The sequence below is a fragment of the Serratia plymuthica genome, from assembly GCF_018336935.1.
Taxonomy (GTDB): domain Bacteria; phylum Pseudomonadota; class Gammaproteobacteria; order Enterobacterales; family Enterobacteriaceae; genus Serratia; species Serratia plymuthica_B.
Map to the genome: position 1 here is coordinate 5353874 of NZ_CP068771.1, position 22110 is coordinate 5375983.

Sequence of the window (22110 nt, forward strand, 5' to 3'; positions counted from 1 at the left end):
GGGATAACTCACATGAATATCAGTTTACCCGTCAAACTGGCATGCCTCGATCGCGCCCACCAGGGTTATTTCGCCGGCCCGGCCTGCCGCAGCAGGGTGCAGAAAGCGCATTGGCATCCGGCCTGCGGCAATGCTGGGCAGGTGCCGGTGTTGACCGCCTGCGCATCCATCGCGTGAAAACCGTAGAACCTATTCTCGAGAGTATTTTCCGCCGCACGCGCCTGTTCCGGCTGCGGTTCCGGCACCTTCGACTGAAACGCGGCAGCCCGCCCGGCCAGCAGGCCAAGGAACAGCAGCGAGAGTTGAGTTTTCATCCTGGCTCTCCTGATTTTTGGTTTTGATACAGTATAACATTACCTCCGTTCTGCCAAGCCAGAGCGCCTTGTGCGTTTTCCACCCTTGGTTAGCGAAATTAGTTCGTTCAACAACCCGCCATTTTGGTTTGTTATCTAACCCATAACGTTCCGAAATAAAGAAGGCGTGGCAAAGCTATGTTTAAGTTCTCTTTCAACACATTAACCCGCGGGATAGCAGTGGCATTGGGCCTGGCGGCGGGCGTTCATCCGGCGCTGGCGGCGGTGCAGGGCGGCACGCTGGTCTACCTGGAACAGCAGGCGCACACCAACCTTTACCCGCCCTCCGGCGGTTTCTACCCCAACGGCGGTATCCTCAACCAGATCACCGACAAACTGACCTATCAGAACCCGAAAACGCTGGAGATTGAACCCTGGATCGCCGAATCCTGGAGCAGCAACGCCGATAAAACCGAATACACCTTCAAGCTGCGCCCGGGCGTCACCTTCTCCGATGGCACGCCGCTGGATGCCAGCGCGGTGGCGAAGAATTTCGATACCTACGGCCTGGGCAACAAAGACAAACGCCTGCCGGTGTCGGAGGTGATCAACAATTACGACCGCAGCGAAGTGATCGACCCGCTGACCGTCAAATTTTACTTCAAACGTTCATCGCCCGGCTTCCTGCAGGGCACTGCCACCATAGGTTCGGGGCTGGTGTCCCTCAGCACCTTGAACCGCAGTTACGACGAACTCGGCGACGCGCGCCATATCATCGGCTCAGGTCCGTTCGTGGTCAGCGGCGAAACGCTGGGGCGCGAAGTGGATCTCAGCGTACGCAAGGATTACCGCTGGGGGCCGGCCAAACTGGCGCAGCAGGGGCGCGCCAATCTGGACGGCATCAAGGTGATCGTCACCGGCGAAGACAGCGTGCGCATTGGCGCGTTGCAGGCCGGCCAGGCGGACTTTATTCGCCAGATTCAGGCTTATGACGAGAAGCAGACGCAGGATCAGGGGTTCACGATTTACGCCGCACCGACGCGCGGCGTGAACGACAGCGTCGCCTTCCGGCCGGACAACCCGCTGGTAAGCGACCTGCGGGTGCGACAGGCGCTGCTGCACGCCACCGACAGCAAGCAAATCGTCGAGACGCTGTTCTCCGCCAATTACCCGCAGGCCAAATCGGTCATCGCCTCGTCCGCCGCCGGTTTTGTCGATCTGTCCGACAAGCTGAAGTTCGATCCGCAGTTAGCCAACCGCCTGCTGGATGAAGCCGGCTGGAAAAAGGGCAGCGACGGCCTGCGCGAGAAAGAGGGTAAAAAACTGCTGCTGAATGTGTATGAATCCCTGCCGCAGCCCCAGAACAAGGCGGTGCTGCAGTTGGTTTCGCAGCAGTGGGGCAAGGTGGGTGCGCGGCTGAACATCCTGGCCGGCGACGCCGGCAGCCGGGTGGCGGATAACCTCGATCCGCAGAAAACCCCGGCGACGGTGGTGGAAGTGGGCCGCGCCGATCCCGACGTGATTAAAAGCCAGTTCTACCCGACCAACCGCGATGCGCTGTTGCAAAAGGGCGGCAGCGGCAAGAACAGCCAATTCAGCGATGACAAGCTGAACGCGCTGCTGCTGGGCATCGCCTCCGAGGTGGATGCGCAAAAACGCCTGCAGATCGCCGGCGAGGCGCAAAACTACCTGCTCGATCAGGCCTATGTGATCCCGTTCTTTGAGGAGCCGCAGGTGTTTGCCGGCGCGCCTTATCTGAAGGGCGTCAGTTTTGAAGCGGTCGGCCGCCCGAGTTTCTATGGCGCCTGGTTAGAGAAACATTAAGGAGGCCACGATGACCCGATATCTGGCGGGGCGCATTGGGCAGGCGGCGCTGGTGCTGTGGGCGACCTTTACCCTGTCGTTTGTCCTGCTGCAGGTGCTGCCCGGCGATGCGATTCTGATTAAGTTTCAGAACCCGGACATGGGGCTAAGCCCGGCGCAAATCGCCGACATGCGCGCCGCTTATGGGGCCAACGTCTCGCTGTGGCAGCAGTATTTGCACGCGCTGGGCAACGTGCTGCGCGGCGATCTGGGCTACTCGATTCAGGCCGGCGTGCCGGTCACCCGTCTGCTGGCCACCAACCTGCCCGCCACGCTGCAACTGGCGGTACTGGGCTTCTCGCTGGCGTTGATTCTGGCGCTGGCGATTGCCTTTCTCGCCAATTTGAGCGGTTTCGGCGGGCTGAGATCGGCGTTGCAATCGCTGCCCTCGCTGTTTGTCTCGGTGCCTACCTTCTGGCTGGGCATCGTGTTGATCCAGGTCTTTTCATTCCAGCTTAGGGTGATCCCGGTGATCAACCCGGGCGAGTGGGAAGGGTTGATTTTGCCGATCGTGACGCTGTCGGTCCCGATTTCAGCCCCGCTGGCGCAGATCCTGATCCGCAGCATCGATCAGGTTCAGACCCAGCCGTTTGTCGCCGTGGCGCGCGCCAAAGGCGCCAGCCGCAGCGGGGTGCTGTGGCGGCATGTGGCGCGCAACGCCATGCTGCCTGCGCTGACCATCGCCGGCATTTTGTTCGGCGAACTGATCGCCGGGGCGCTGATTACCGAAACCGTATTTGGCCGCAGCGGGCTGGGGCAACTGACCCTGCAGGCGGTGCTTAATCAAGACGTGGCGGTGTTGCAGGCGATCGTGGTGATTTCCGCCGCCGCCTTCGTCACCATCAACCTGCTGGTGGATCTGCTGTTCCCGCTGCTGGATCCCCGCTTGAAAACGCAGACAGGAGCCGCCTTATGAGCAGTATCTCCTTTGAAAAAGCGACCGTGCCGGAACGCGATCTGGCCGGGCTGGAAAGCGAAGGCACTTTGCCGGCCAGCCGCCCGCGCCGCCGCAGGCGCGTGCCGGTGACGCTGCTGCTGGCCTGGGCGGTGATCGCCATCGCGGTGCTGTGGGCGCTGGCGCCGCAGCTGTTTACCGCCTACAGCGGCACCGAGGGCATTGCCGGCGCGCAGCGGCTGGCGCCGGGCGGGGCGCACTGGCTGGGCACCGATCAATTGGGGCGCGATCTGTACGCACGCATTGTTTATGGCACTTCGCAAACGCTGTCCGCCGCGCTGGTGGCGGTGGCGCTGGGCTTGTTGCTGGGCACCGCGCTCGGGCTGATCGCCGGTGCGGTGGGCGGGGTGGCGGACGATGCGGTCATGCGCCTGGTCGATGTGCTGCTGTCGATTCCCGGCCTGCTGTTGTCGCTAAGCGTCATTATCCTGCTGGGTTTTGGCACGGTGAACGCCGCCATCGCCGTCGGGATCACCTCGGTCGCCAACTTCGCCCGCCTGGCGCGCGCGGAGGTGGTGCGGGTGCGGCACAGCGATTACGTCGAAGCGGCCTATGGCAGCGGCGGCACCTTTTGGGCGGTGTTGTGGCGGCACATTCTGCCGAACTCGCTGACCTCGGTCATCGCCTTCTCGGCGCTGCAATTCGGCAGCGCCATTCTGGCGATCGCCACCCTGAGCTTCCTCGGTTACGGCACGCCGCCGCCAACGCCGGAATGGGGGCTGTTGATCGCCGAAGGGCGCAACTACATTTCCACCGCCTGGTGGCTGACCACTTTCCCCGGTTTGGCGGTGGTAGCGGTGGTGCTGGCGGCTAACCGCATCAGCCGCGCGCTGGCGGGGAGGCATTGATGAGCATTCAAACCGCATTGCAACGCGCCGCCGCTACGCCGGTGCTGGAGCTGGACAAGGTTTCCATCGCCTATCAGGAGGCGGCCGGCAGCCGCCGGGTGGTGCACGACGTCTCTTTCTCGATCCAACCGGGTGAGGTGGTGGCGCTGGTCGGCGAGTCCGGCTCGGGCAAAACCACCACTGCGCAGGCGATCATTGGCCTGCTGACCGAAAACGGCCGCCTGGAGCAGGGGGCAATCCGCCTCAACGGCACCGATATTGCCCACTGGTCGTCACGCCGGCTGGATGCGGTGCGCGGCGCGCAAATCAGCCTGATCCCGCAAGACCCTTCCAGTTCGCTCAACCCGGTAAAAACCATCGGTGAACAGGTGGCGGAGATCGTCAACATTCACCGCCGTTTGCCGCGCAAGCAGGTGCAGCAGCGGGTGGTGGCGCTGTTGACCCGGGTTGGCCTGACGCACCCGGAGCTGCGGGCGCGCCAATACCCGCACGAACTTTCCGGCGGTATGAAACAGCGGGTGCTGATCGCTATCGCCATTGCGTTGCAGCCGGCGCTGATTATCGCCGATGAGCCCACCAGCGCGCTGGACGTCACGGTGCAGAAACGCATTCTTGATCTGATCGACGAGCTGCGGCAGGAATTCGGCACGGCGGTATTACTGGTCACCCACGATCTGGCGGTGGCGGCGGAGCGCGCCGATCGGCTGCTGGTGTTCCGCCACGGCCGGGTGCAGGAGCAGGGCGTGACCGCCGAGGTGCTGCGCGCCCCCGCCAGCGACTATACCCGCCGGCTGTTTGCCGATGTGCCTTCGCTGACCGGCGCCGCCGCGCCGCGGCTAAACCCTGGCACGCAAGCGCCGGCGATCCAGGTTAACGGGTTGGTGAAAGATTTTCGCCTGGCCGGCTCCGGCGGCAAAAGCTACCGCGCGCTGGATCAGGTTTCCTTCAGCGTGCAGAGCGGCACTACCCATGCGCTGGTGGGGGAATCCGGCTCCGGCAAGACCACGCTGGCGCGCTGCCTGCTCGGTTTTCAGCGGCCGGACGCCGGGCAAATCATTATCGACGGCACCGATTTCACCCGGCTGAAGGGGGAAGCGCTGCGCCAGTTCCGCCGCCGCATCCAACTGGTGTATCAGAACCCCTTCGGTTCGCTCGATCCTTCGCAGACGCTGTATCAGGTCATTGAGGAGCCGTTGCTGAACTTCGAACTCTTGGGCAAAGCCGAGCGCTATCGCCGGGTGCGCGAGCTGTTCGAACGGGTGGCGCTGCCGGACGATTTGCTTGGCCGCAAGCCGCGCGAGTTGTCCGGCGGCCAACGCCAGCGGGTGGCCATCGCCCGCGCACTGGTGTTGCAGCCAAGGGTATTGGTGCTGGACGAAGCCACTTCGGCGCTGGACGTGACGGTGCAGGCGCAGATCCTGCGCTTGCTGCAGGATTTGCAGCAAGCCTTGGGGCTGACCTATTTGTTTATCTCGCATGACCTGGCGACGGTGCGGCAGATTTCGCACAGCGTATCGGTGTTGCACCGCGGGCAGCAGGTGGACGGCGGCGCGACCCGCGATCTGTTCGCCCTGCCGGGCAGCGATTATACCCGTCAACTGATTGAGGCCATTCCCGGCCGCCAAAGGTATGCCGCACAGCCAAAGAGTGAGGACGCGTTCCATGAGCAGTAAGAGACTTGGTTTTTTCACCCGGTTGTTGGATCAGGGCAGCGCGCAACAGCGTTACCGGCTGGCGACCGAACAGATCGTGCATGCCGAACGGGCCGGATTTGATACCGCCTGGGTGGCGCAGCACCATTTCCATGAGGATGAGGGCGGCCTGCCTTCGCCGCTGGTGTTTCTGGCACAGGTGGCGGCGCGCACCCGCCATATTCGGCTGGGCACCGGGGTTATCACGCTGCCGATGGAATCGGCGATTCGCGTGGCGGAAGACACCGCGGTGCTGGATCTGTTGTCCGACGGCCGGCTGGAGGTTGGCATTGCCGCCGGCGGCACCCCGTCCTCGTTCAGCGCCTTCGGGTTCGATGCCCAACAGCGCAATGCAGTGTTTGCCGACAACTTCGACACCCTGCTGCGGGCCTGGCGCGGCGAGGCGTTGGGCGGCGAGGATAACCGTTTGTATCCGGCCGCGCCGCAGTTGGCGCAGCGCGTCTGGCAAGCCACCTTCTCGGCGGAAGGCGGCGAGCGCGCAGGGCGGGCCGGTGACGGCCTGATGCTGTCGCGCACTCAACCGCGCCCGGCGGATGCGCCGGATTTGCCGCTGGACGCATTGCAAAACCCGATTATCGACGCCTATCTGGCGGCGCTGCCGCCCGGCATCGCGCCGCGCATCATGGGTTCGCGCACGGCGTTTGTCACCGACCACGGCCAGCAGGCGCGGGACTTCGCCGCGCAGGGGCTTGGCCGTGGGCTGGAACGCCTGCGCGCCAGTGGCCATCGGCCGTCCGATGAATCGCTCGACGGATTGATCCGCGCCTTTGACGTGCACCTGGGCACGCCGGAACAGGTTATCGCCTCGCTGCAAAAAGACAGCGCGCTGGCGCGAGTGACCGATCTGGCGTTTCAGGTGCATTCGATCGATCCGCCGCACGCCCATGTGCTGCGCTCGATCGAGCTGATCGCCCGCCATGTTGCTCCGGCGCTGGGCTGGCAACGCCGCAATCCCGCTTCCATCTCCCACGAACATCACGCTGAGGAAAAGGTATGACAGCCACATTGAACACTGAGGATCTGCTGGCGACGCTGGCAGAGATCGCGCCCGGCTCGGCCCTGGCGCAGGCCAGAGCGACGCGTCAGGCGGCGACGGACGCCATTCAGGCCAGCTATCTGGCGCTGTTTGCTCCCGCCGACGCCGGGGATTTCCCGCCGGCGCAGCGGCTGCTGATCGCGCAGCGCATCAGCGAATGGCAGGCCGACCGGCCATTGGCCGCACACTATGCGGCGTTGCTGCAACAGCTGGGCGGCGCACCGTCCGGCCCGCGTTGGCAGGCGGCGCTGGATCATGCCGAACGGCTGGCGTTCAAACCCGCCAGCGCCGACGCACGGCATTTGCAGGCGTTGCAACAGGCCGGTTGGTCGCTGGACGATATCGTCACGCTGTCGCAACTGATCGCTTTTGTCAGCTTCCAAAGCCGCCTGCTGACCGGTTACCGGCTGCTGGGCGATCGCCCGGTTGAGGTGAGCGGCGCCCCGGTCAGGGCCGGCGTCTGGCGCACCGACGCCGTCACGTTGAGCGGCCGCCATGCGCCGCCGGCGTTTACCCGCCAGGAACTGGGGTGGGAGCCGTGGATCGCCGCCAAGCCGCTGGCGGAGTTCGATGAGCCGGGCCAGGCGTTGTTGACGCGTTTCGGCCATGGCGATTCGGATTATTTCCGCCTGTTGGCGCGCAATCACCCGGTGCTGGAACAGCGCACGCTGGCGGACAGGGCGATTTTCTACACCCCCGGCGGGCTGGAGCGTAAAGATCGCGAACTGGCGGCGACGGTGGCCAGCAAGGTCAACGGCTGCATCTATTGCGCCTCGGTACACGCGCGCAAGGCGGCGCAACTGTCGAAACAAACGGAAGAGGTGCAGCGTCTGCTGGACGTAGCGCCGGGCGGCGTACTGAGCGAGGGGCAAGGGGAGCGCTGGCGGGCGCAGATTGATTTTGCCGCCGCGCTGTCCGCCACGCCGCCGCAGGCTAACGCTCAGCATCTGGCAGCGCTGCGCGAGCAGGGGCTGGACGAACTGGCGTTGTTGGACCTGGTGCAGTCGACGGCGTTCTTTGCCTGGGCCAACCGGCTGATGCTGACGCTGGGCGAGCCCTTCGACGACTGAGGCCGCGCCGCTTCGGCCTGTTGGCGGCATACCGGCCGGATATCTGCGTGCCGGGCGCCGCTTACACCGCGCTTTGCGTGCCTGGGCGCGAACGACACCCGCCGGTGCGGGCGTTTCTGGGGTGGTTGCAGCAGGAATTGCGGTAGCGAACAAAGCACAAAATAAAAATTTTTCTGATGTGGGGCGTGGGAATATTGGGTAAATTCGATATTCCATTCCCATGAGAGAGATGTCCATGAGCCAGCCAAGAACTTCTGATTACCCGATTGATGCGCAGTTTATTGAACGCTGGTCGCCGCGCGCGCTGGCCAATGATCCGATCGACGACGAAACCCTGCTGAGCTTCTTTGAAGCGGCGCGCTGGTCGCCTTCGGCGTATAACATCCAGCCCTGGCGTTTTGCTTACAGCAAGCACGGTTCGGCCAGCTGGGACAGCTATCTGGATTTCCTGATTGAGTTCAACCGCGGTTGGGCGCAGCACGCCTCGGCGCTGGTGGTGGTGATCTCCAAAACCACCAGCCTGAACGGTGAGAAGGAAGTCGCTAACCCGAGCCATGCGTTCGATGCCGGCGCCGCCTGGGCGAACCTGGCGTTGCAGGCGCATTTGAAAGGCTGGCTGACCCACTGCATGGGCGGCGTCCACCACGACAAAATCAAGGCGGCGCTGAACCTGCCGGATAACTATGTGGTACACGGCATGGTGGCGATCGGCAAAGCGGGCGATAAATCCCTGTTGCCGGAGTTCCTGCAGCAAAAGGAGATCCCTTCAGGGCGGTTGCCGCTGGAGCAGACGGTGGTCGAAGGGCTGAACTTCACCCTGTAATAGTTCCGTCTGACGTGAAAAAGCCCGCAGAGCATGACTTTGCGGGCTTTTTGCTTTCTTCAGGCTTTGCTCATCACCACGACCAGATAAATGCAGGGTTCACCGCTCTCGTTTTTGAACACGCAGTCCGCCGGTGGGCCAAGTTCCAGGCAATCCCCTTCGGCCATTTCATGGCGATTTTCCCCTTCCTGGAACACCAGCTCGCCGGACAGCAGCCAGATTAACTGGCGTTTGGCGGCGTAGACGGAGGCCGGCATCGGGATCTCCGCCCCGGCGGGCAGTTCAACGCGCACCAGATCGAGCGGAATGTCTGAGCGCGGGGACACATGACGGCGAACGTAACCGCTTTCGGGATCGACCCAGACCGGTTGATCCTCCCGGCGCAACAGCCGGCCCCCCTGCGTTTCCGCACGGGCAATCAGTTTGGACATGCTCAGGCCGAAGGCGCCGGAGAGCCTGGCCAGCAGCATGGCGGTAGGGCTGCTGTCGCCGCGTTCAATTTTATGCACCATGGCCCGCGAAACGCCGGCCCGTTCGGCCAGATCGGACAAGGACCAATGGCGGGCTTCGCGTTCGATGCGGATGCGTGCGCCGATGCGCTGATTTAGGTTGTCTAATTTATTATTCATATCGTAGTATGATAGTGGACAGTCAACCAGGGGGTCAACATGCTTATCCGTAACGCGACTATAACCGATAGCGAAGGCATTGCCGCTATCTATAACGACGCCGTGCTTAACACCACGGCGATCTGGAATGAACTCACCGTCGATGCGGCGAACCGTGCGGCGTGGATGGCGGAACGCCAGGCGGCGGGGTATCCGGTGCTGGTGGCCAACAATGAGGCGGGTGAGGTGATTGGCTATGCCTCGTTTGGCGACTGGCGGGCGTGGGACGGCTATCGTCACACCGTGGAGCATTCGGTGTATGTGCGGCGCGACAGCCGCGGCGGCGGGGTGGGGAAAACCCTGTTGCTTGCCCTGATTGAGCAGGCGAGAGCTATCGGCAAGCATGTGATGGTGGCGGGCATCGAATCCGGCAATGACGCGTCGATACGGCTGCACCTGAATCTGGGGTTCCAGAACGTGGGGCGGATGAGCGAAGTGGGCGCCAAATTCGGCAAATGGCTGGATTTGACCTTTTTGCAGTTGCAGCTTGATCACGAAATATCACCGCCGGCGCGCTAATACTATGAATATCATGCTATTGCTGCTGGTGGCGGCGGGCGTCAGCCTGGTCGTCCAGAACCTGCTGATGGTGCGCATTAGCGCAAGCGCATCGACGATCCTGATCGCCCTGGTGTTGAATTCCAGCGTCGGCCTGTTGCTGTTGATGACGCTGCTGTTCGCCAAAAACGGCGCGAGCGCCCTGGCTGAGGTGACCGGCAACTTCAGGATCTGGATGCTGTTGCCCGGCCTGCTGGGGTCGTTTTTTGTCTTTTCCGGCATTTTGGGTTACCAAAAACTGGGGGCAGCGACCACCATTTCGGTGTTGGTCGCCAGCCAGCTGGTGGCGGGGTTGGCGGCGGACATTTACAAGGCCGGGCCGGCGGCGTTGCGCGACAACCTGCCTGCGCTACTCGGCGCCGTTTTGTTGGTGGTGGGCGCTTTTTTGGTGGCCAGAAGAAGTTTTTGAACAGAAAAAGCCCGCCGGTTTTCCCCCTGGCGGGCTTGTCGTGCAGGTTAGCCGTTTTCACTCAGGCGATCGGGCGGTGCGTCTATGCCGAGTATGGCGGTGCTTTTACGGTATGAACACAAGATAAAGGCGAGCCCGAGCAAACAGGCGGAAATGATGACAAACCTGCTGTTGATCAACTGCGACAGCGCGCCCCCCAGCAGAGCGGCCGGCGGCATGATCCCCCAGGTGATGAAGCGAAAGCTGGCGTTGATCCGACCCAGAAGGTATTCGGGGCTAACCAACTGCCGGAGGCTGATAATATTGACCACTCCAATGGACGAGCCCCAGCCTGCGCAAAACAGGAAGACGCCGAGTAGCAGCTGATCTTGCGGTGCCGCTTGCGTTACGGTGCAAATAGCCAAAGTAAAAAGGCTGTAGATCATCCCGCCCACCATGATGCTGCGCCCATGCCCCAACCGTTCGCTGGCCTTGCCGGCGCAGAGCGCGCCGATCAATCCACCCAGCCCCTGCAACCCCAGAATCAAGCCGACCTGCGTGGTAGCAAGGCCCAGCGTTCGGGTGAGATAAACCATGATTTGCGGGGTCGCCGCGCAGGCGAAGATGTTCCACACCGCGCCGATAATCACCAGGCGGCGTAACGGCGGTGAATGGAAAAGGGTGTGAATGCCCAGCTTGATTTGACTGAGGCTTGACGGACGGGCGCCCTCGGGAGGCGCTGGTTTATTCTTGGGTACGGTCAGGATCATGCCGCTGCCCACCAGAAACAGCAGGCTGTTCACTAACAAGGCTCCCGGAATGCCGGCAATTTTTAACAGCATGCCGCCCACGGCAGGCCCGACCAACTCTGCCGCGCCGGCAATGGCCGCCAGAGCGCCGTTGCCTTTGGCAATCAGCCGTCCGGGAACCAGCGCAGGGATATAAGTCCAGTAGGCCACTTCAAAATAGACATTGGCGGCGCCGACGATAAAGACCATCGCCGCCAGGGTCATCACCGACAATGCGCCGATCCAAACGATAAACATGATGATCAGCAACAAAACGACGCGCAGAAAATTGGCGCAAAACAGAATCGACCGGCGCTCCCACTTATCTGCAGACACGCCGGCGATCAGGCTGAAGATGATAAAGGGCAAACGTTCGCTGGCGGCGAGAAGGCCTATCTCAAAGGGGGTCGCATCAAGAAAGGTGATGGCGATGAGCGGGATAACGATAATCACTATCGCCGTGCCGAGCTGAGTGGCGATATCTCCCATACAGAATCGTACGAAGGCCGGATAATGAAAAATCGAATCCCGTGTCGTCATTTGAGTATCTTCCTTAACTCGCCAGTGTGCATGCAGTAAAACTTACGCAAAGTATTTTGCCGTTTCCAATCCAATCAGCGCATCTATTTCGTTCAGGAAGCGATGCCCTTTTTCAGCCACTTCCTGCGGGGTTTCGGCCAGGATAATGACGTGCCCCATAATGCTGAAATTGCCCCCGTAGCGCCCAACCTCCTTGCCGGCAAAGATATTCAGCGTATTGTGCGGGATCTCGTAGCGAGCCAGCAGTTCATCGAGCTGTTCCGGTCGGAAGGATGAGGAGATGGTGCCCCCATGTCTGGCCGCCACCGCGAGAGTGATCCCCGCATTGGTAAACCCATCGTCGCTGACATTGACCGGCTCCCCCAGATGCAGACGGATCAGATACTCGAAAGGATCGTGGCCTGTCTGAATCTGATACATGATCGGAGACACGCTGCCCATCATTCGGGCATTGATTTCCACCAGCACCGGGCCGCTGTCGGTTAACAGCAATTCTACGTGATACAGGCCAATCTGAATGTTCAGGGCGGTAAACACCGCTTGCAGATAGGTTTTCATCTCTTCACGCGTCTGCTTCGGCAGGCCGGAGGGCATGACCGCCGCCAGCTCCAGCAGGTCGTAATAATGCGCGCGGTAACGGGTGGTGGTGGCGTAAAACATGACCTCGCCTTCACGCACGATCACCTCGGCGGAGTGCAGGGTGCCGGTGACGTATTCTTCGATGATATATTCATGCGACACAAGGCTGTCAATCAAGGCGCTGTTGGCCCGATCGATCTTCAGGTTATCGATATAACTATCGAAATCGCTCTGCGTGTGGCAAATAGCGGAAAATTGTTTGGCAAAGCCGCGAATGGGTTTTACCACAAACGGCAGCTTGATTTTTTTTGGCCCTTGCAACAGTTCCTCTTCATTTAACACCTCAAAGTCCGGTGAGCGGATACCGTTGTTCTTAAGGGTGGTACGCAAGCGATTTTTAAATATCGCATTGCCCAGATCTTGCGGGCTGGGATAGCGCGTTCCCCATTTTTCAGCCGCACAGGCGGCCGCCATGATGCCGGTCTCGGCCGAGCTGATTACCGTGTCGAACGGATTCTCTTTCACCAAGGCCTCGAGTACCGGGAAAAGATGCTCGTTTTCCAAGGTGTCTACCTCGATATAACGATCGACATGCCCTAACTGGTTAGCCAGTTTCGCCGGGTCTTTCGACATGATGCTGACGAAGCTCGACGACTTGGTCGGATGAATAAAGGTGACCTGATGGCCGAGCCGCTGAGCGCTGCGAAAGGCGTTCAGACCGGTCGGGGTGCTGTCGATAAAGATAACGTGAGCCATAAGCATTTCTCCTTGGAATAAAGTAGCAACTAATGTGGGAAACCGCAGATCAACAGATTGATAAAGAACAGCACGCTTAGAGCCGTGACGCAGAACGTGGCGTTGGGCATACGAATGGGAACGCAGGTTATTTGCAAAATGGAAATGATGGCCGTAATGAGCAGCACCAGACCGCCGGGCAAATAACCGGCCGTGTTCAGCAACAGCATATTGATGATGATAAAAGCGGCATAAGGCGTTTGCAGGCCATAAGCGCTCTCGTCTCCCGCGCCTGTCTGCAGAGTAAAGTGCGACAGGCGTACGCAGCCAAACAGGACGATGGAGGCCGAAATAACGCCGGTCAGCAGGGGGGCATAGGCAAACTGCTGGAACAGCAATACGGCGGTAACCACGTTGAAATTCAGCATATCGGCCAACGTATCGAACTGTTTGCCAAATGCCCGTTTCTCCTGCTGATGAGCATAAAAACGCCGGGCCAGATATCCATCAAGGTGATCGAGCAAAATAGCGATAAACACCAGCAGGATTGCCCACTCTGCGCGGTGGGCTAAAACCAGCATCAGCGCTACGATCCCCGCCAGAACATTGATGGCGGTTACCAGATTCGCGCCATCTATATATTTACCGGGCATCAGCCAGTGGCGTTGCGGTGACATCATGGCAGTTCCAGTTTTTGGGTGAGGGTGGCGTGGTGGCAATTAGCCAATCGTTCAAGCGCGGTGTGGAACGTCGGTTCATCGCAGCACAAGACGATCCTGATATGGTCGGCGCAGCTTTGCCCGTAAATAATGCCGGGGACCGTGGCGACGTGCGCAACCTGCAATAAGTAATCGGCGACGCTCTCGCCCACGGTGGCGAAGCGTTGCCGTTGCGCCGGCGGCAAACGTTGATAGAGCCCTCGAACGCAGGGAAACAAAAACATTCCCCCCATCGGTGAACGTGGCCAACTGAACCCCAGCGTCGGCGTTAACCGCTGTTTTGCCAGGCGAATTCGCGAGTGAAGCATTTTTTGCTTGTCCGCCAGCCAATCGTCGGTCTGTGCGTCCTGGAGTATGCGCAGGGCAATCTGTTCATATTGGCGGTTAACGCCAAGCACCAGGTAGTCGTGGGTTTTGCTGGCCGTGGCGATAAATTCGGCGCTGCCGACCAACCAGCCGATGCGCAGGCCGGGAATGCCGAATTTTTTGGAAAAACTGTTGGCCAGAACCGTCCTGCTCGCCAGGGGATCAAAGCTGCGTGCAGGATAATGCGGGCGGTTGAATGCCATGCTGTCATAGACTTCATCGTGAATAATCCAGGCGCCGCTGCGTTCTGCGCAGCGCATGAGCTGCTGCCATTCATCGGCCGACAGCACATACCCCGATGGGTTTTCCGGAGAGTTGACAATCACCGCTTTTGCCCCGCCGAGTTGGCGTCGGAATGACGGGTCGCTGTCGATCAAATCGCTGAATTCGGCATCGCCGACCGGGCGCGAAAAGCGCCGAGGTTGGCGGCCGAGAGCCAGCAGGGCGCGTTCATACAGCATATAGGAAGGATCGGTGATCGCCAGCGTATCCCCAGGGTTCGAACAGCACAGAATCGCCAGTGCGACGGCCTCAACGCCGCCGTGGGTGATTAAGACCTCGGTCTCAGGATCAATCTTGAGGTTATAACGGCGCAGATACCAGTCAGCGATCGCCTGACGCAGCGCCAGGGATCCCAACGAGTGCCCATAACGTTTCGCCGAGGAGAGAAACGCCTCCTGGGTCAGATCGGTCTGGGCAATCTCTGCCAGCAAATGCGCGGGTGGGCCAAATGCCGGTTCGCCGATGCTCATGTTCATGATATCCGGATTGTCACGCGCGGCCTGCGAGATGGCTTTTGATACGTAAACGCCGATGTCGGACAACGTGCTGTTCAGCCGCGCCGGTTTCACCTGATCCAATGCGTTAGGCTCTTTCATGAGGTTAAGATCTCCTCGGCCAGATGGGTCGCCCGTTGCAGGTCGTTGTGATTGTCCACTTCAATCCAGGGGCGGCCGCCGGCGTCGACGTAGGCCGTCGGAAAACGGGAGAATGCCTGTTCGAAAATTTTGTAAAGCTGCATTTCCCCTTCAAACGGCAAGGTACTCAGCGCATCGACGATAAACTGCCGTGCCGCTTCGCCCAATTTGACGAAGCAGATAAATTCGCCGATGGCGCCATCGCCCGGTTGGCTTTTTGCCGTCCCATGCTCAATAAACAACAAATGTTCAACCTTGCCGTTGGGCGCGATAACCAGCGTATCGATACTGGGGTTCTTGCTGTCGGAATCCACCGCAATGCAAATTTCGGCCGGGTTGTCGATGACCTGCTTGATCAACGACGGCGGGATGAGCAGGTCGCCCTCATAGTAAATCACCGGTCCAGGGTGTTGACTGAGGGCCAGCCAGGCGCTCCAGTCCAGATTCCGGGATTTGAACTGGGGATTGTGCGAGACAATAAAATGGCTGCCCCCCAATGATTCAAACAGAATCTGCGCGACCTCCGCGGCACCGTGCCCCAGGACAAAGGTTTTATGCCCGATGCCGGCGCGGTCAAAGGATTCGAGTTGGTAATCCACCATTCGTCGGTTTCCCAGCATCAGACAGGCTTTATGCCGGGATGTGGTCAGTGGCAGTAGCCTGCTGCTGGAGCCTGCCATTAAACATGCAAGACGCATTTTCAATCTCCTTGTGTAAAACAGCCGCCGGGTGGCAGGCCGGGGGTTATTCGGCGCGTTCCAGACCGGTTGACCAGCTTGCGCCTTGCGCATGGTTAACAACGATCGCTTTACCGTGATAAGCCTCATCGCGCGAGAAGGTGCCGGTGTAACGGCCATCGATGACGATCGGGCCAATGCATACCATTCTTGGATTGTCCGGCTGATGCGGCAGGGTGTAAGTCCATATGTCATCCACAATGTCCTGCAGGACAAAAGAACCGCCTTCCGTCAGCTGTCGTTCCAATTGCGCACGCCATTGCGGAGCCGACATCTGTCGGCCAAACATCACCTGGTAACCGCACAGGCCCAGCCCCGGTTTTAAAACCAGATTGCTCTGTTCGCGTATCGCTCTGGCCACATTGCCCGGCGTTAAAATAAAGGTGGGGGGAATATGGGTATCGATCAGTGCGCGCTCCTGCTCAGTGAACAGGTGGGCATAATCGGGATCGGTGAGAAGGGCCAGGTTTGCTTTGTTGTCGTAAACCGCACAGCCGGCCGGCACGCTGAACAGGTCTATCTGGCCCTGATTTTCCGCCGCGACCAGTGCCGCAATAAACGCGTTGTCGATGTTGTATTGCAGCTGTTCGGCGTACACCAAATCGGTAAAAACGATGTCGATTTTTACGCCGAAAGCATAGACGCCCGTTGGGGTGAAATGGACGTCCGCCGGTTTGCCGGTCAGGAGTCGAAAACCGCCACGGCGGGCGATATGGCCAAAGTCGGGCCAGCCGAAATTGTCCTCCGGGATCTCGTCCGGATCGTCCAGCAATTCCAACATTACCGGGGTGCGGTCGTCCGCCAGCGGCGTGCGGTGGCGGTGCAATGTTTCGGCCCAGAGGCGCCCCATGTCCGGGGCATGGAGGGTAATTCCCGCCGCCTGCAGCCGATGGCTAAGCGCATGTTCCTGCAAGGTCGTGACATAACGATCGCAGATGCCCAGCCCGCCGAGCGAAGGCGTCACGTTCATTTCAACCAGTTTGAAGCCATCGTGGGTCAGCAATGCGTCCGGCCTGGCAAACAGCCGTGCGCGCGCTAACAGGTGCGGCGTGCAGAAGGGCAGGATGTCCTCTTGCTGTTGCGGCGTGAGGCATTGCGCGGCCAGAAAACGCGAATAATCCCCGCCGAACAGGCGCTCCGGCAGGCTGAAAACCAGGGCCAGCAGCCGCGCGGCGTCGGCGCCGATGGCTGTCAGATGGCCGGGCGGGAACACCGCAGGCGGGAAGGTGGCGCGCCAGTCGCCGGGGTGTACCTTGAGCAACGCCTGGGAAAAGGCGTCGGCGGACTCGGCGCCGCCCTGCGTGGAGTAGAAGTCCATAACCTGTTGATCAAGCGTATTTTTAATCACCTTTTCCTCCCATATTCAATGATGAAAGACGCGCGATGGCCTGAGTGAAAACCTGCTCGCTGGCGCAATTGGTCAATCGCAAGTGTTGTCGGCTTTCAACGCCGTAAACGATCCCCGGCACCGTGGCGACTTGCCGTTCCACCAGAAGATATTCCGCGACTGCGCTGCCGGCATCAGGCGAAAAATCGCGCCAGCGGGCGGGTAAGGCCGGATAGAGTGCGGAAACGTCCGGGAACAGGAACATTCCCCCCATGGGGCGGCGTGACCAACGGAAACCCTGCGTCTCGCCCAACGCCGAAAGCGCATAACGGTTGCGGGCCGCCAGAATGTCCTGCTGTTGTTGCATCCAGTCGTCTACCTCGGGGGTGCTCAGCAGCCGTTCGGCGATAGGTTCGCCAAGAATACTCACGCCCAGACACAGGCTTTCGTGGACCCTGCTGGCGGCTTCAATCACCTTGGCCGGCCCAATCAGCCAACCGGTGCGCAAACCGGGAATGCCGAACTTTTTTGAGCAACTGTTAATCAGCAGGCTGCGTTCGCGCAGGGCCGGAATGCACCAGGCGTTAAGGTGAGGGCGGGTGAAAGCCAGGGTGTCGTAGACTTCATCATGGATGACCCAGCGGTCACCCTCGCGGCAGTCGTCGGCGAGCGCTTGCCAGTCCGTGTCGCTCATAACGTAGCCGGTAGGGTTCTCCGGGGAGTTGATCAGCACGGCACGCGCCGAGGCGTGGGTATTTGCCGCCAGCGCCGTCGCATATTCGTTTTCGCCTTCAGGGCGCAGCAGCGGATGGCTTTTACGGTTCAACAAGTGAATGGCACGCTGATAAAGGGTGTAGGCCGGCGCCGCCAGCAGGACGCCGTCGCCAGGATTGGTCACCGCCTGCAACGCCAGATTGAGCGCTTCAATCCCCCCATGAGTCACCATTATTTCGCTTTCGGGATCGATATCGATAGCGTAACGACGCCGATACCACGCCGCTATCGCTCTGCGCAGCGACAGCGAGCCGCGTGAGTGCTCATAGCGCTTGACCGCATCCAGAAACCGTTCTTTGTTGAGATCCTCTCGGCAGATCACGTCGACCAGCGCGGCGGGCGGACCAAAATCGGGTTCTCCCATGCTGAGATTGAGGATCGCAGGGTTCGCTTTCGCTCGCTGAGAGACCGTCTTTGATGAGAGCGGGTTCAGGTGTTCCAGATACGCATTGATGGCAGGCATGGTCTTCCTCTTATTCCTGATCCATTGATTGAGGGTTTACTGCGATAAGGTTGCGCGCCAGCAGAATCAAGCGATCGTAATTCAGCATCAGCGTAGTGAGGGTTACGGCGATCAACATACCGGTTTGCCATTGGCCGCTGACCAGCGACTGCATCACGAAGGCCAGCACCGGTATCAACGAATTCATAAAGGTAAACAGGGTGACGCCGACCCACTGCAGGCAGGTTTGCGACAAAAAAGAAGGTAAAACCATATTGGCGACGATAAGGATCAACAGGTTGCGCAGGGTTTCCGGGGCGACCCACAACGCGCCGAACTCATGATGCGCGAACAGGTAAGCGGCGCTGCAGGCCAGCAGCAAATAGCAGCGCAGAGAAACGACCGAGACCGGGCCAAGCCCGCTCTGCCGGCTGAAACGCAGCGAGCTGACGTAGTAAAAATACATCATGGCCCCCGCCGACATTGAGGTGTAAAGCACCCGCAGCGGGAAGGCCGAGAGAGCATGAATACACAGGATTGCCATCAGGATGAACAGCGACTTCAGCCAGCGCCTTTCCCGCAGGCAACTGCACAGTGCCGAAGAAAGGAAGAATACGCCGATGAAAAAATCGGCTGAGGCGTGCGTCACGCTGTAATAAGAAAATATCCAGTTCAGCACGAAGGCGACGGAAAGCGTGAGCCACATGCGCCAATGGCGGCGCAGCGCGCTGTGGTTGCGCCGCAGGCGTCGGAACTCCCAGAGGTTAAACACCACGCAGGCCGCCAGAGCCATATAGAACAGGCTGATTTCTATCGGTATACCGCCGCCGACATGACTTAAAAATACCTGTGAGGCGGACGTGAGGGCGATATACAGCAAGGTCAGTAATTGCCCGCGCGCCAGCTGTGCCGAGGGTTGCTCATGGGGCGGGGTGGCTGAGGTCACAGGCATGTCAGGCCACCTCCAGCGGGTAGAGGGCCGAATACAGCGGCTGAGATTGGCAACCCAAACGCGCTTTAATCCGGGCATTGGTCCTGCCCGCCTCAATCCGGCGGATACCTTGCGAGAACGCATACTGCACGCTGGCCGCGATCATGACGGTATAAGGACTGAAGCTCGAAAGCCGATAGTCGACGCCCCCGGCCCAAAGGTGCAGGCATTGCGGATCGTTCAGGCAGATGACGGCGGCCACCAACTGGCCTTCATGTTCAATCTGGACCACGGTAATCAGCTCGCCGCAAGTTTCCAGGAAATGGAGAAACGTCTGTATCGGATAGTAGTGCGGCGTACCGTTTCGGGAACTGGTGGCGTGGCAAAGTTTGACCGCGGCGGCAAGATCGGCGTCCCGGCCCGAAAGCACGCGGTAGTTGCCGCGATCGCTGTCGAATTTCCGTAACTGGCGCTTCATCTCCTGGCGGCCATCGCGCGGGAGGGCCGCCAGATAATCATCAAATCGCTCAAAGGGCATGAGATCGATAAAGAAGCGGTCATGCATGAAATTACAACGGTAACCCGCCTGTTCTGCGGCGCTCAATGAAGGCCCGGCGCTGAGATTGAGCAGGCCGCAGCCCGGAATGCCCAGCCGGCCGGCTAGCGCAATGAGTTCGGTCATCAGGCGTTGCGCCGCGTCTTCCGAACCCGGCCGATGCAGGATTTGCGTGTCGTAGCAATGGGCGATGTGCCCCAATAGCCCGCCGATGGGGGCGGCAAAATGAAAACCGGTACTTTTGGCCAGCGTACCAAAGGGGTCGGGCTGCGATTGCTGGTAGACCACCAGCAACGCGTCAAGCCGTTCTCCTTGCCATGCCGCCAGGTAATAAGCGCCTAACGTCGGCAACATGGGGTGACGTTCGGCGGCCGCCAGCAGGTTGGGGTGATAAAAAGCCGGCTGCCCGCAGTCCATCCACAAGGCGGCATAGGCTTGGGGGTTAATTTCTGCGAATTGATGATGGCATGACAGGTGATAACTCATAGTGCCGGCCTTAGCGAAAGGGGATTCGGTTGCAGGGTTTCGGGGGCGGCCTGGGCGGTGAATTCAGCGAACGCCGCCAGCAAATCGTCGATATCCTGGAGGCTGAGTTCCCCCATAACCCCGATGCGGAACGAATTTACCGCCCAGTGTTTGGTGGGGTAAATCACCAATCCGCGCTGGAATAAAAAGTCGTTCAGCTTGTCGATTTCGCACTGCGTTCCGGGGTTCGGCGCCAGCGTGACGATTAACGGGGCGCAAAACTGCGGCTGAATGATCGGGCTGAAACCCAAACGCGCCATACCGCCGAGCAGGTGTGCCATACGTTGAGAATACGCCCGGTGGCGCGTGCGCCTGCCGCCCTGTTGACGGTACTCGTCAATAGCTTGTTTCAGAGCCAGCATGATTTGCAGCGGCGGGGTGAAACGCCACTGCCCATCGCCATCCAGCGCTTTGGCCTGCGCCCTGATATCCAGACTGAGCGTACGTGGGGCGACGTGAGTTGCCAGCACGGTTTTTCGCACTAAAACGAAGGCCAGACCAGGTAGCCCATGCAGGCACTTATTGGCCGAAAGCGCGACGGCGCAAAGCGATGGCGCGCCGTAGTCCAACGGCAGCACGCCAAAGGTGCTGATGGCGTCAATCAGCAACCGGCAGCCGTGCCTGTTTGCCAACTGCGTCAGGCCATCAATATCATTGAGCACGCCTAGCGCCGTTTCGAAATGCACGGCGGCGATGTGGGTCACCGCAGGCGTTTGCTGCAGGGCCTGTTCAACCTGGGCCAGGTCAAACCCCTGATGTGACGGCAACGTCAGTACCGAATGCGGGATAGCGTGGATGCGGCAAATGTCCACCATGCGGGCGCTGTAGGCGCCATTTTCGATAATCAACAGGTGGTCATCTGCCGCCGGCAGAGAACAAAGCATCGCTTCGACGGCAAAAGTGCCGCTGCCTGATAACGGCACTGCGCTCCAGCTCGCGTCGCATCCTGCGATATCCAATATGTCCTCACGCAACCGGGCGCTCAAGTGGGTGGCGACCGGGCTGCGCGACCCTAAATCTCTGCCGGCGGCCTGGCGCACTTGCGCCGAGGTATTCAACGGGCCGGGAGTGAATAAACGAAATTCCTGTGATTGCATCGTTGTCACCGTTCAACGGGGTTGAGGCTCAGTGCCGGCGTTGGTTTGCCGGGCACTATGCAAAGTCGGGCTGGAAACGTGAAAAATAGGATTGTCCGGCGTCGCCCATTTACTACGGTAATAGTGGTGGTAAAAATCCCCCTCGCTCGCCAGATTGAAAGTGAAGAACAGGATGCGTCGGGTCGAGGACGAGCGGTTTTCGCTGGAGCGATGGGGAATATAGGAGTCGAACAAGATCACGTCGCCGGGGGCGGCATCGATCCTCTGCCAGCGCATGGTTTCGCAGAGACGGTCTTCGATATCCCCGTTGCGAGGCCCTCCCTGATAGCTGGGCAACTGGGGCAGGATCCCGCGGGGGGTGTCCACCAACCGCGCTCCTTTCGGCGTCAGGTCCCAGTGGGTGGCGATTTCCAACGCTCCGTTTTCTTCCACGGCGGCATCGAGCAGCACGGCAGCGGTCACCTGGTAACTTGAGGCGAAATGACGATAGGCCGTAATATCCTGATGGGGCGTGAACGCGCCGCCGCCGGGATATTTAAAGTTGCATTTGTCTTTGAACAGGTTGACGGGCTGGCCGAGGTGCTGCTCTATCAATTGCGCCAGCCAGGGCACCAGCTCTTGCGCGTAATAAGGCGAACTGCCGGCGAGGTACTCGATACGGCACAGTTGTTCAGCATTGCCGGCTTCGGTGACCACCACCAGGCCCGACGCGTTATCGGTTTGGTCAGATAGCGCGCGTTGGCTGATCTCGGCCAGTGCGGATTCAATGCGGCTCAGATTGAGATTGGCCCGCGATTTTTCCAGGTGGACAAAACCCCGCTGTTGAAAATGGTTACGTGAGGCGTTCATCACTTTCTCCTTAT

22 protein-coding genes and 1 pseudogene are annotated in these 22110 nt (G+C 60.1%); 10 read left to right on the forward strand and 13 right to left on the reverse strand.

Translation table 11 applies throughout. The annotated features are described in order from the left end of the window. Positions 1-65: 65 nt before the first annotated feature. Entirely contained in the window at positions 66-314 is a 249-nt protein-coding gene (locus JK621_RS24810; RefSeq protein WP_212558079.1) for a hypothetical protein, read from the reverse strand. Positions 315-491: 177 nt separating this feature from the next. Between JK621_RS24810 and JK621_RS24815 the strand changes: the two genes are divergently transcribed. From JK621_RS24815 to JK621_RS24845, 8 genes and pseudogenes are all read left to right on the forward strand, one after another. After that, positions 492-2117: a TIGR04028 family ABC transporter substrate-binding protein gene (locus tag JK621_RS24815; RefSeq protein ID WP_212558080.1), complete on the forward strand. Its 1626-nt coding sequence runs from the start codon at positions 492-494 to the stop codon at positions 2115-2117. A 10-nt stretch (positions 2118-2127) separates the two neighbouring features. After that, on the forward strand, positions 2128-3072 hold the full coding sequence (locus tag JK621_RS24820; RefSeq protein ID WP_212558081.1) for an ABC transporter permease: 945 nt from the start codon (positions 2128-2130) through the stop codon (positions 3070-3072). Next, positions 3069-3959 carry an ABC transporter permease gene (locus JK621_RS24825; protein WP_212558082.1) on the forward strand — a complete coding sequence of 297 codons (891 nt, stop codon included), beginning with the start codon at positions 3069-3071 and terminating at the stop codon, positions 3957-3959. The genes JK621_RS24820 and JK621_RS24825 overlap by 4 nt, the downstream gene beginning before the upstream one ends. After that, on the forward strand, positions 3959-5632 hold the full coding sequence (locus JK621_RS24830) for a dipeptide ABC transporter ATP-binding protein (RefSeq protein WP_212558083.1): 1674 nt from the start codon (positions 3959-3961) through the stop codon (positions 5630-5632). Before JK621_RS24825 ends, JK621_RS24830 begins: the two co-directional genes overlap by 1 nt. Further along, positions 5622-6668, forward strand: a complete 1047-nt coding sequence (locus JK621_RS24835) for a putative FMN-dependent luciferase-like monooxygenase (protein ID WP_212558084.1) — start codon at positions 5622-5624, stop codon at positions 6666-6668. Before JK621_RS24830 ends, JK621_RS24835 begins: the two co-directional genes overlap by 11 nt. Further along, positions 6665-7777: an alkylhydroperoxidase domain protein gene (locus JK621_RS24840; protein ID WP_212558085.1), complete on the forward strand. Its 1113-nt coding sequence runs from the start codon at positions 6665-6667 to the stop codon at positions 7775-7777. Before JK621_RS24835 ends, JK621_RS24840 begins: the two co-directional genes overlap by 4 nt. 8 nt (positions 7778-7785) lie before the next feature. After that, positions 7786-7923 (forward strand): annotated as a pseudogene (locus JK621_RS25535) (LysR family transcriptional regulator); the annotation flags it as partial. 89 nt (positions 7924-8012) lie between these two features. Beyond that, the gene (locus JK621_RS24845) at positions 8013-8600 is read left to right on the forward strand and encodes a nitroreductase family protein (protein ID WP_065506367.1); all 588 of its coding nucleotides are present in this window, start codon (positions 8013-8015) and stop codon (positions 8598-8600) included. Between the two features lie 59 nt (positions 8601-8659). Here JK621_RS24845 and JK621_RS24850 read toward each other — a convergent pair whose 3' ends face one another. After that, complete coding sequence (locus JK621_RS24850) at positions 8660-9229, reverse strand: helix-turn-helix domain-containing protein (protein WP_212558086.1); 570 nt, start codon at positions 9227-9229, stop codon at positions 8660-8662. A gap of 39 nt (positions 9230-9268) precedes the next feature. Between JK621_RS24850 and JK621_RS24855 the strand changes: the two genes are divergently transcribed. Together JK621_RS24855 and JK621_RS24860 are read left to right on the forward strand one after the other, a co-directional pair. After that, positions 9269-9787 carry a GNAT family N-acetyltransferase gene (locus tag JK621_RS24855; protein ID WP_212558087.1) on the forward strand — a complete coding sequence of 173 codons (519 nt, stop codon included), beginning with the start codon at positions 9269-9271 and terminating at the stop codon, positions 9785-9787. A gap of 4 nt (positions 9788-9791) precedes the next feature. Continuing rightward, complete coding sequence (locus JK621_RS24860) at positions 9792-10235, forward strand: DMT family transporter (protein WP_212558088.1); 444 nt, start codon at positions 9792-9794, stop codon at positions 10233-10235. A 47-nt stretch (positions 10236-10282) separates the two neighbouring features. On the opposite strand, the gene JK621_RS24865 is transcribed toward JK621_RS24860, so the two are convergent. From JK621_RS24865 to JK621_RS24915, 11 genes are read right to left on the reverse strand one after another with little or no spacing between them, the layout of a single operon-like run. Beyond that, positions 10283-11542, reverse strand: a complete 1260-nt coding sequence (locus JK621_RS24865; protein WP_212558089.1) for an MFS transporter — start codon at positions 11540-11542, stop codon at positions 10283-10285. Between the two features lie 42 nt (positions 11543-11584). Continuing rightward, positions 11585-12877, reverse strand: a complete 1293-nt coding sequence (locus JK621_RS24870; RefSeq protein WP_212558090.1) for an ATP-grasp domain-containing protein — start codon at positions 12875-12877, stop codon at positions 11585-11587. 29 nt (positions 12878-12906) lie between these two features. After that, positions 12907-13536, reverse strand: coding sequence for a CDP-alcohol phosphatidyltransferase family protein (locus JK621_RS24875; protein WP_212558091.1), 630 nt, complete (start codon positions 13534-13536; stop codon positions 12907-12909). Then, positions 13533-14819 carry a pyridoxal phosphate-dependent aminotransferase gene (locus tag JK621_RS24880; RefSeq protein ID WP_212558092.1) on the reverse strand — a complete coding sequence of 429 codons (1287 nt, stop codon included), beginning with the start codon at positions 14817-14819 and terminating at the stop codon, positions 13533-13535. The genes JK621_RS24875 and JK621_RS24880 overlap by 4 nt, the downstream gene beginning before the upstream one ends. After that, positions 14816-15556, reverse strand: a complete 741-nt coding sequence (locus JK621_RS24885) for a sugar phosphate nucleotidyltransferase (RefSeq protein ID WP_212558093.1) — start codon at positions 15554-15556, stop codon at positions 14816-14818. The genes JK621_RS24880 and JK621_RS24885 overlap by 4 nt, the downstream gene beginning before the upstream one ends. A 46-nt stretch (positions 15557-15602) precedes the next feature. Continuing rightward, positions 15603-16943 carry a hypothetical protein gene (locus JK621_RS24890; protein ID WP_212558094.1) on the reverse strand — a complete coding sequence of 447 codons (1341 nt, stop codon included), beginning with the start codon at positions 16941-16943 and terminating at the stop codon, positions 15603-15605. After that, positions 16936-18159 carry a pyridoxal phosphate-dependent aminotransferase gene (locus tag JK621_RS24895; protein ID WP_212558095.1) on the reverse strand — a complete coding sequence of 408 codons (1224 nt, stop codon included), beginning with the start codon at positions 18157-18159 and terminating at the stop codon, positions 16936-16938. The genes JK621_RS24890 and JK621_RS24895 overlap by 8 nt, the downstream gene beginning before the upstream one ends. A gap of 10 nt (positions 18160-18169) precedes the next feature. Beyond that, positions 18170-19090, reverse strand: a complete 921-nt coding sequence (locus JK621_RS24900) for a hypothetical protein (protein WP_212558096.1) — start codon at positions 19088-19090, stop codon at positions 18170-18172. Between the two features lies 1 nt (position 19091). After that, positions 19092-20111, reverse strand: a complete 1020-nt coding sequence (locus JK621_RS24905; RefSeq protein WP_212558097.1) for a GNAT family N-acetyltransferase — start codon at positions 20109-20111, stop codon at positions 19092-19094. Beyond that, complete coding sequence (locus tag JK621_RS24910; RefSeq protein WP_212558098.1) at positions 20108-21247, reverse strand: 2-aminoethylphosphonate--pyruvate transaminase; 1140 nt, start codon at positions 21245-21247, stop codon at positions 20108-20110. The genes JK621_RS24905 and JK621_RS24910 overlap by 4 nt, the downstream gene beginning before the upstream one ends. A 12-nt stretch (positions 21248-21259) precedes the next feature. Then, on the reverse strand, positions 21260-22096 hold the full coding sequence (locus JK621_RS24915; RefSeq protein WP_212558099.1) for a phytanoyl-CoA dioxygenase family protein: 837 nt from the start codon (positions 22094-22096) through the stop codon (positions 21260-21262). Positions 22097-22110 lie beyond the last annotated feature (14 nt).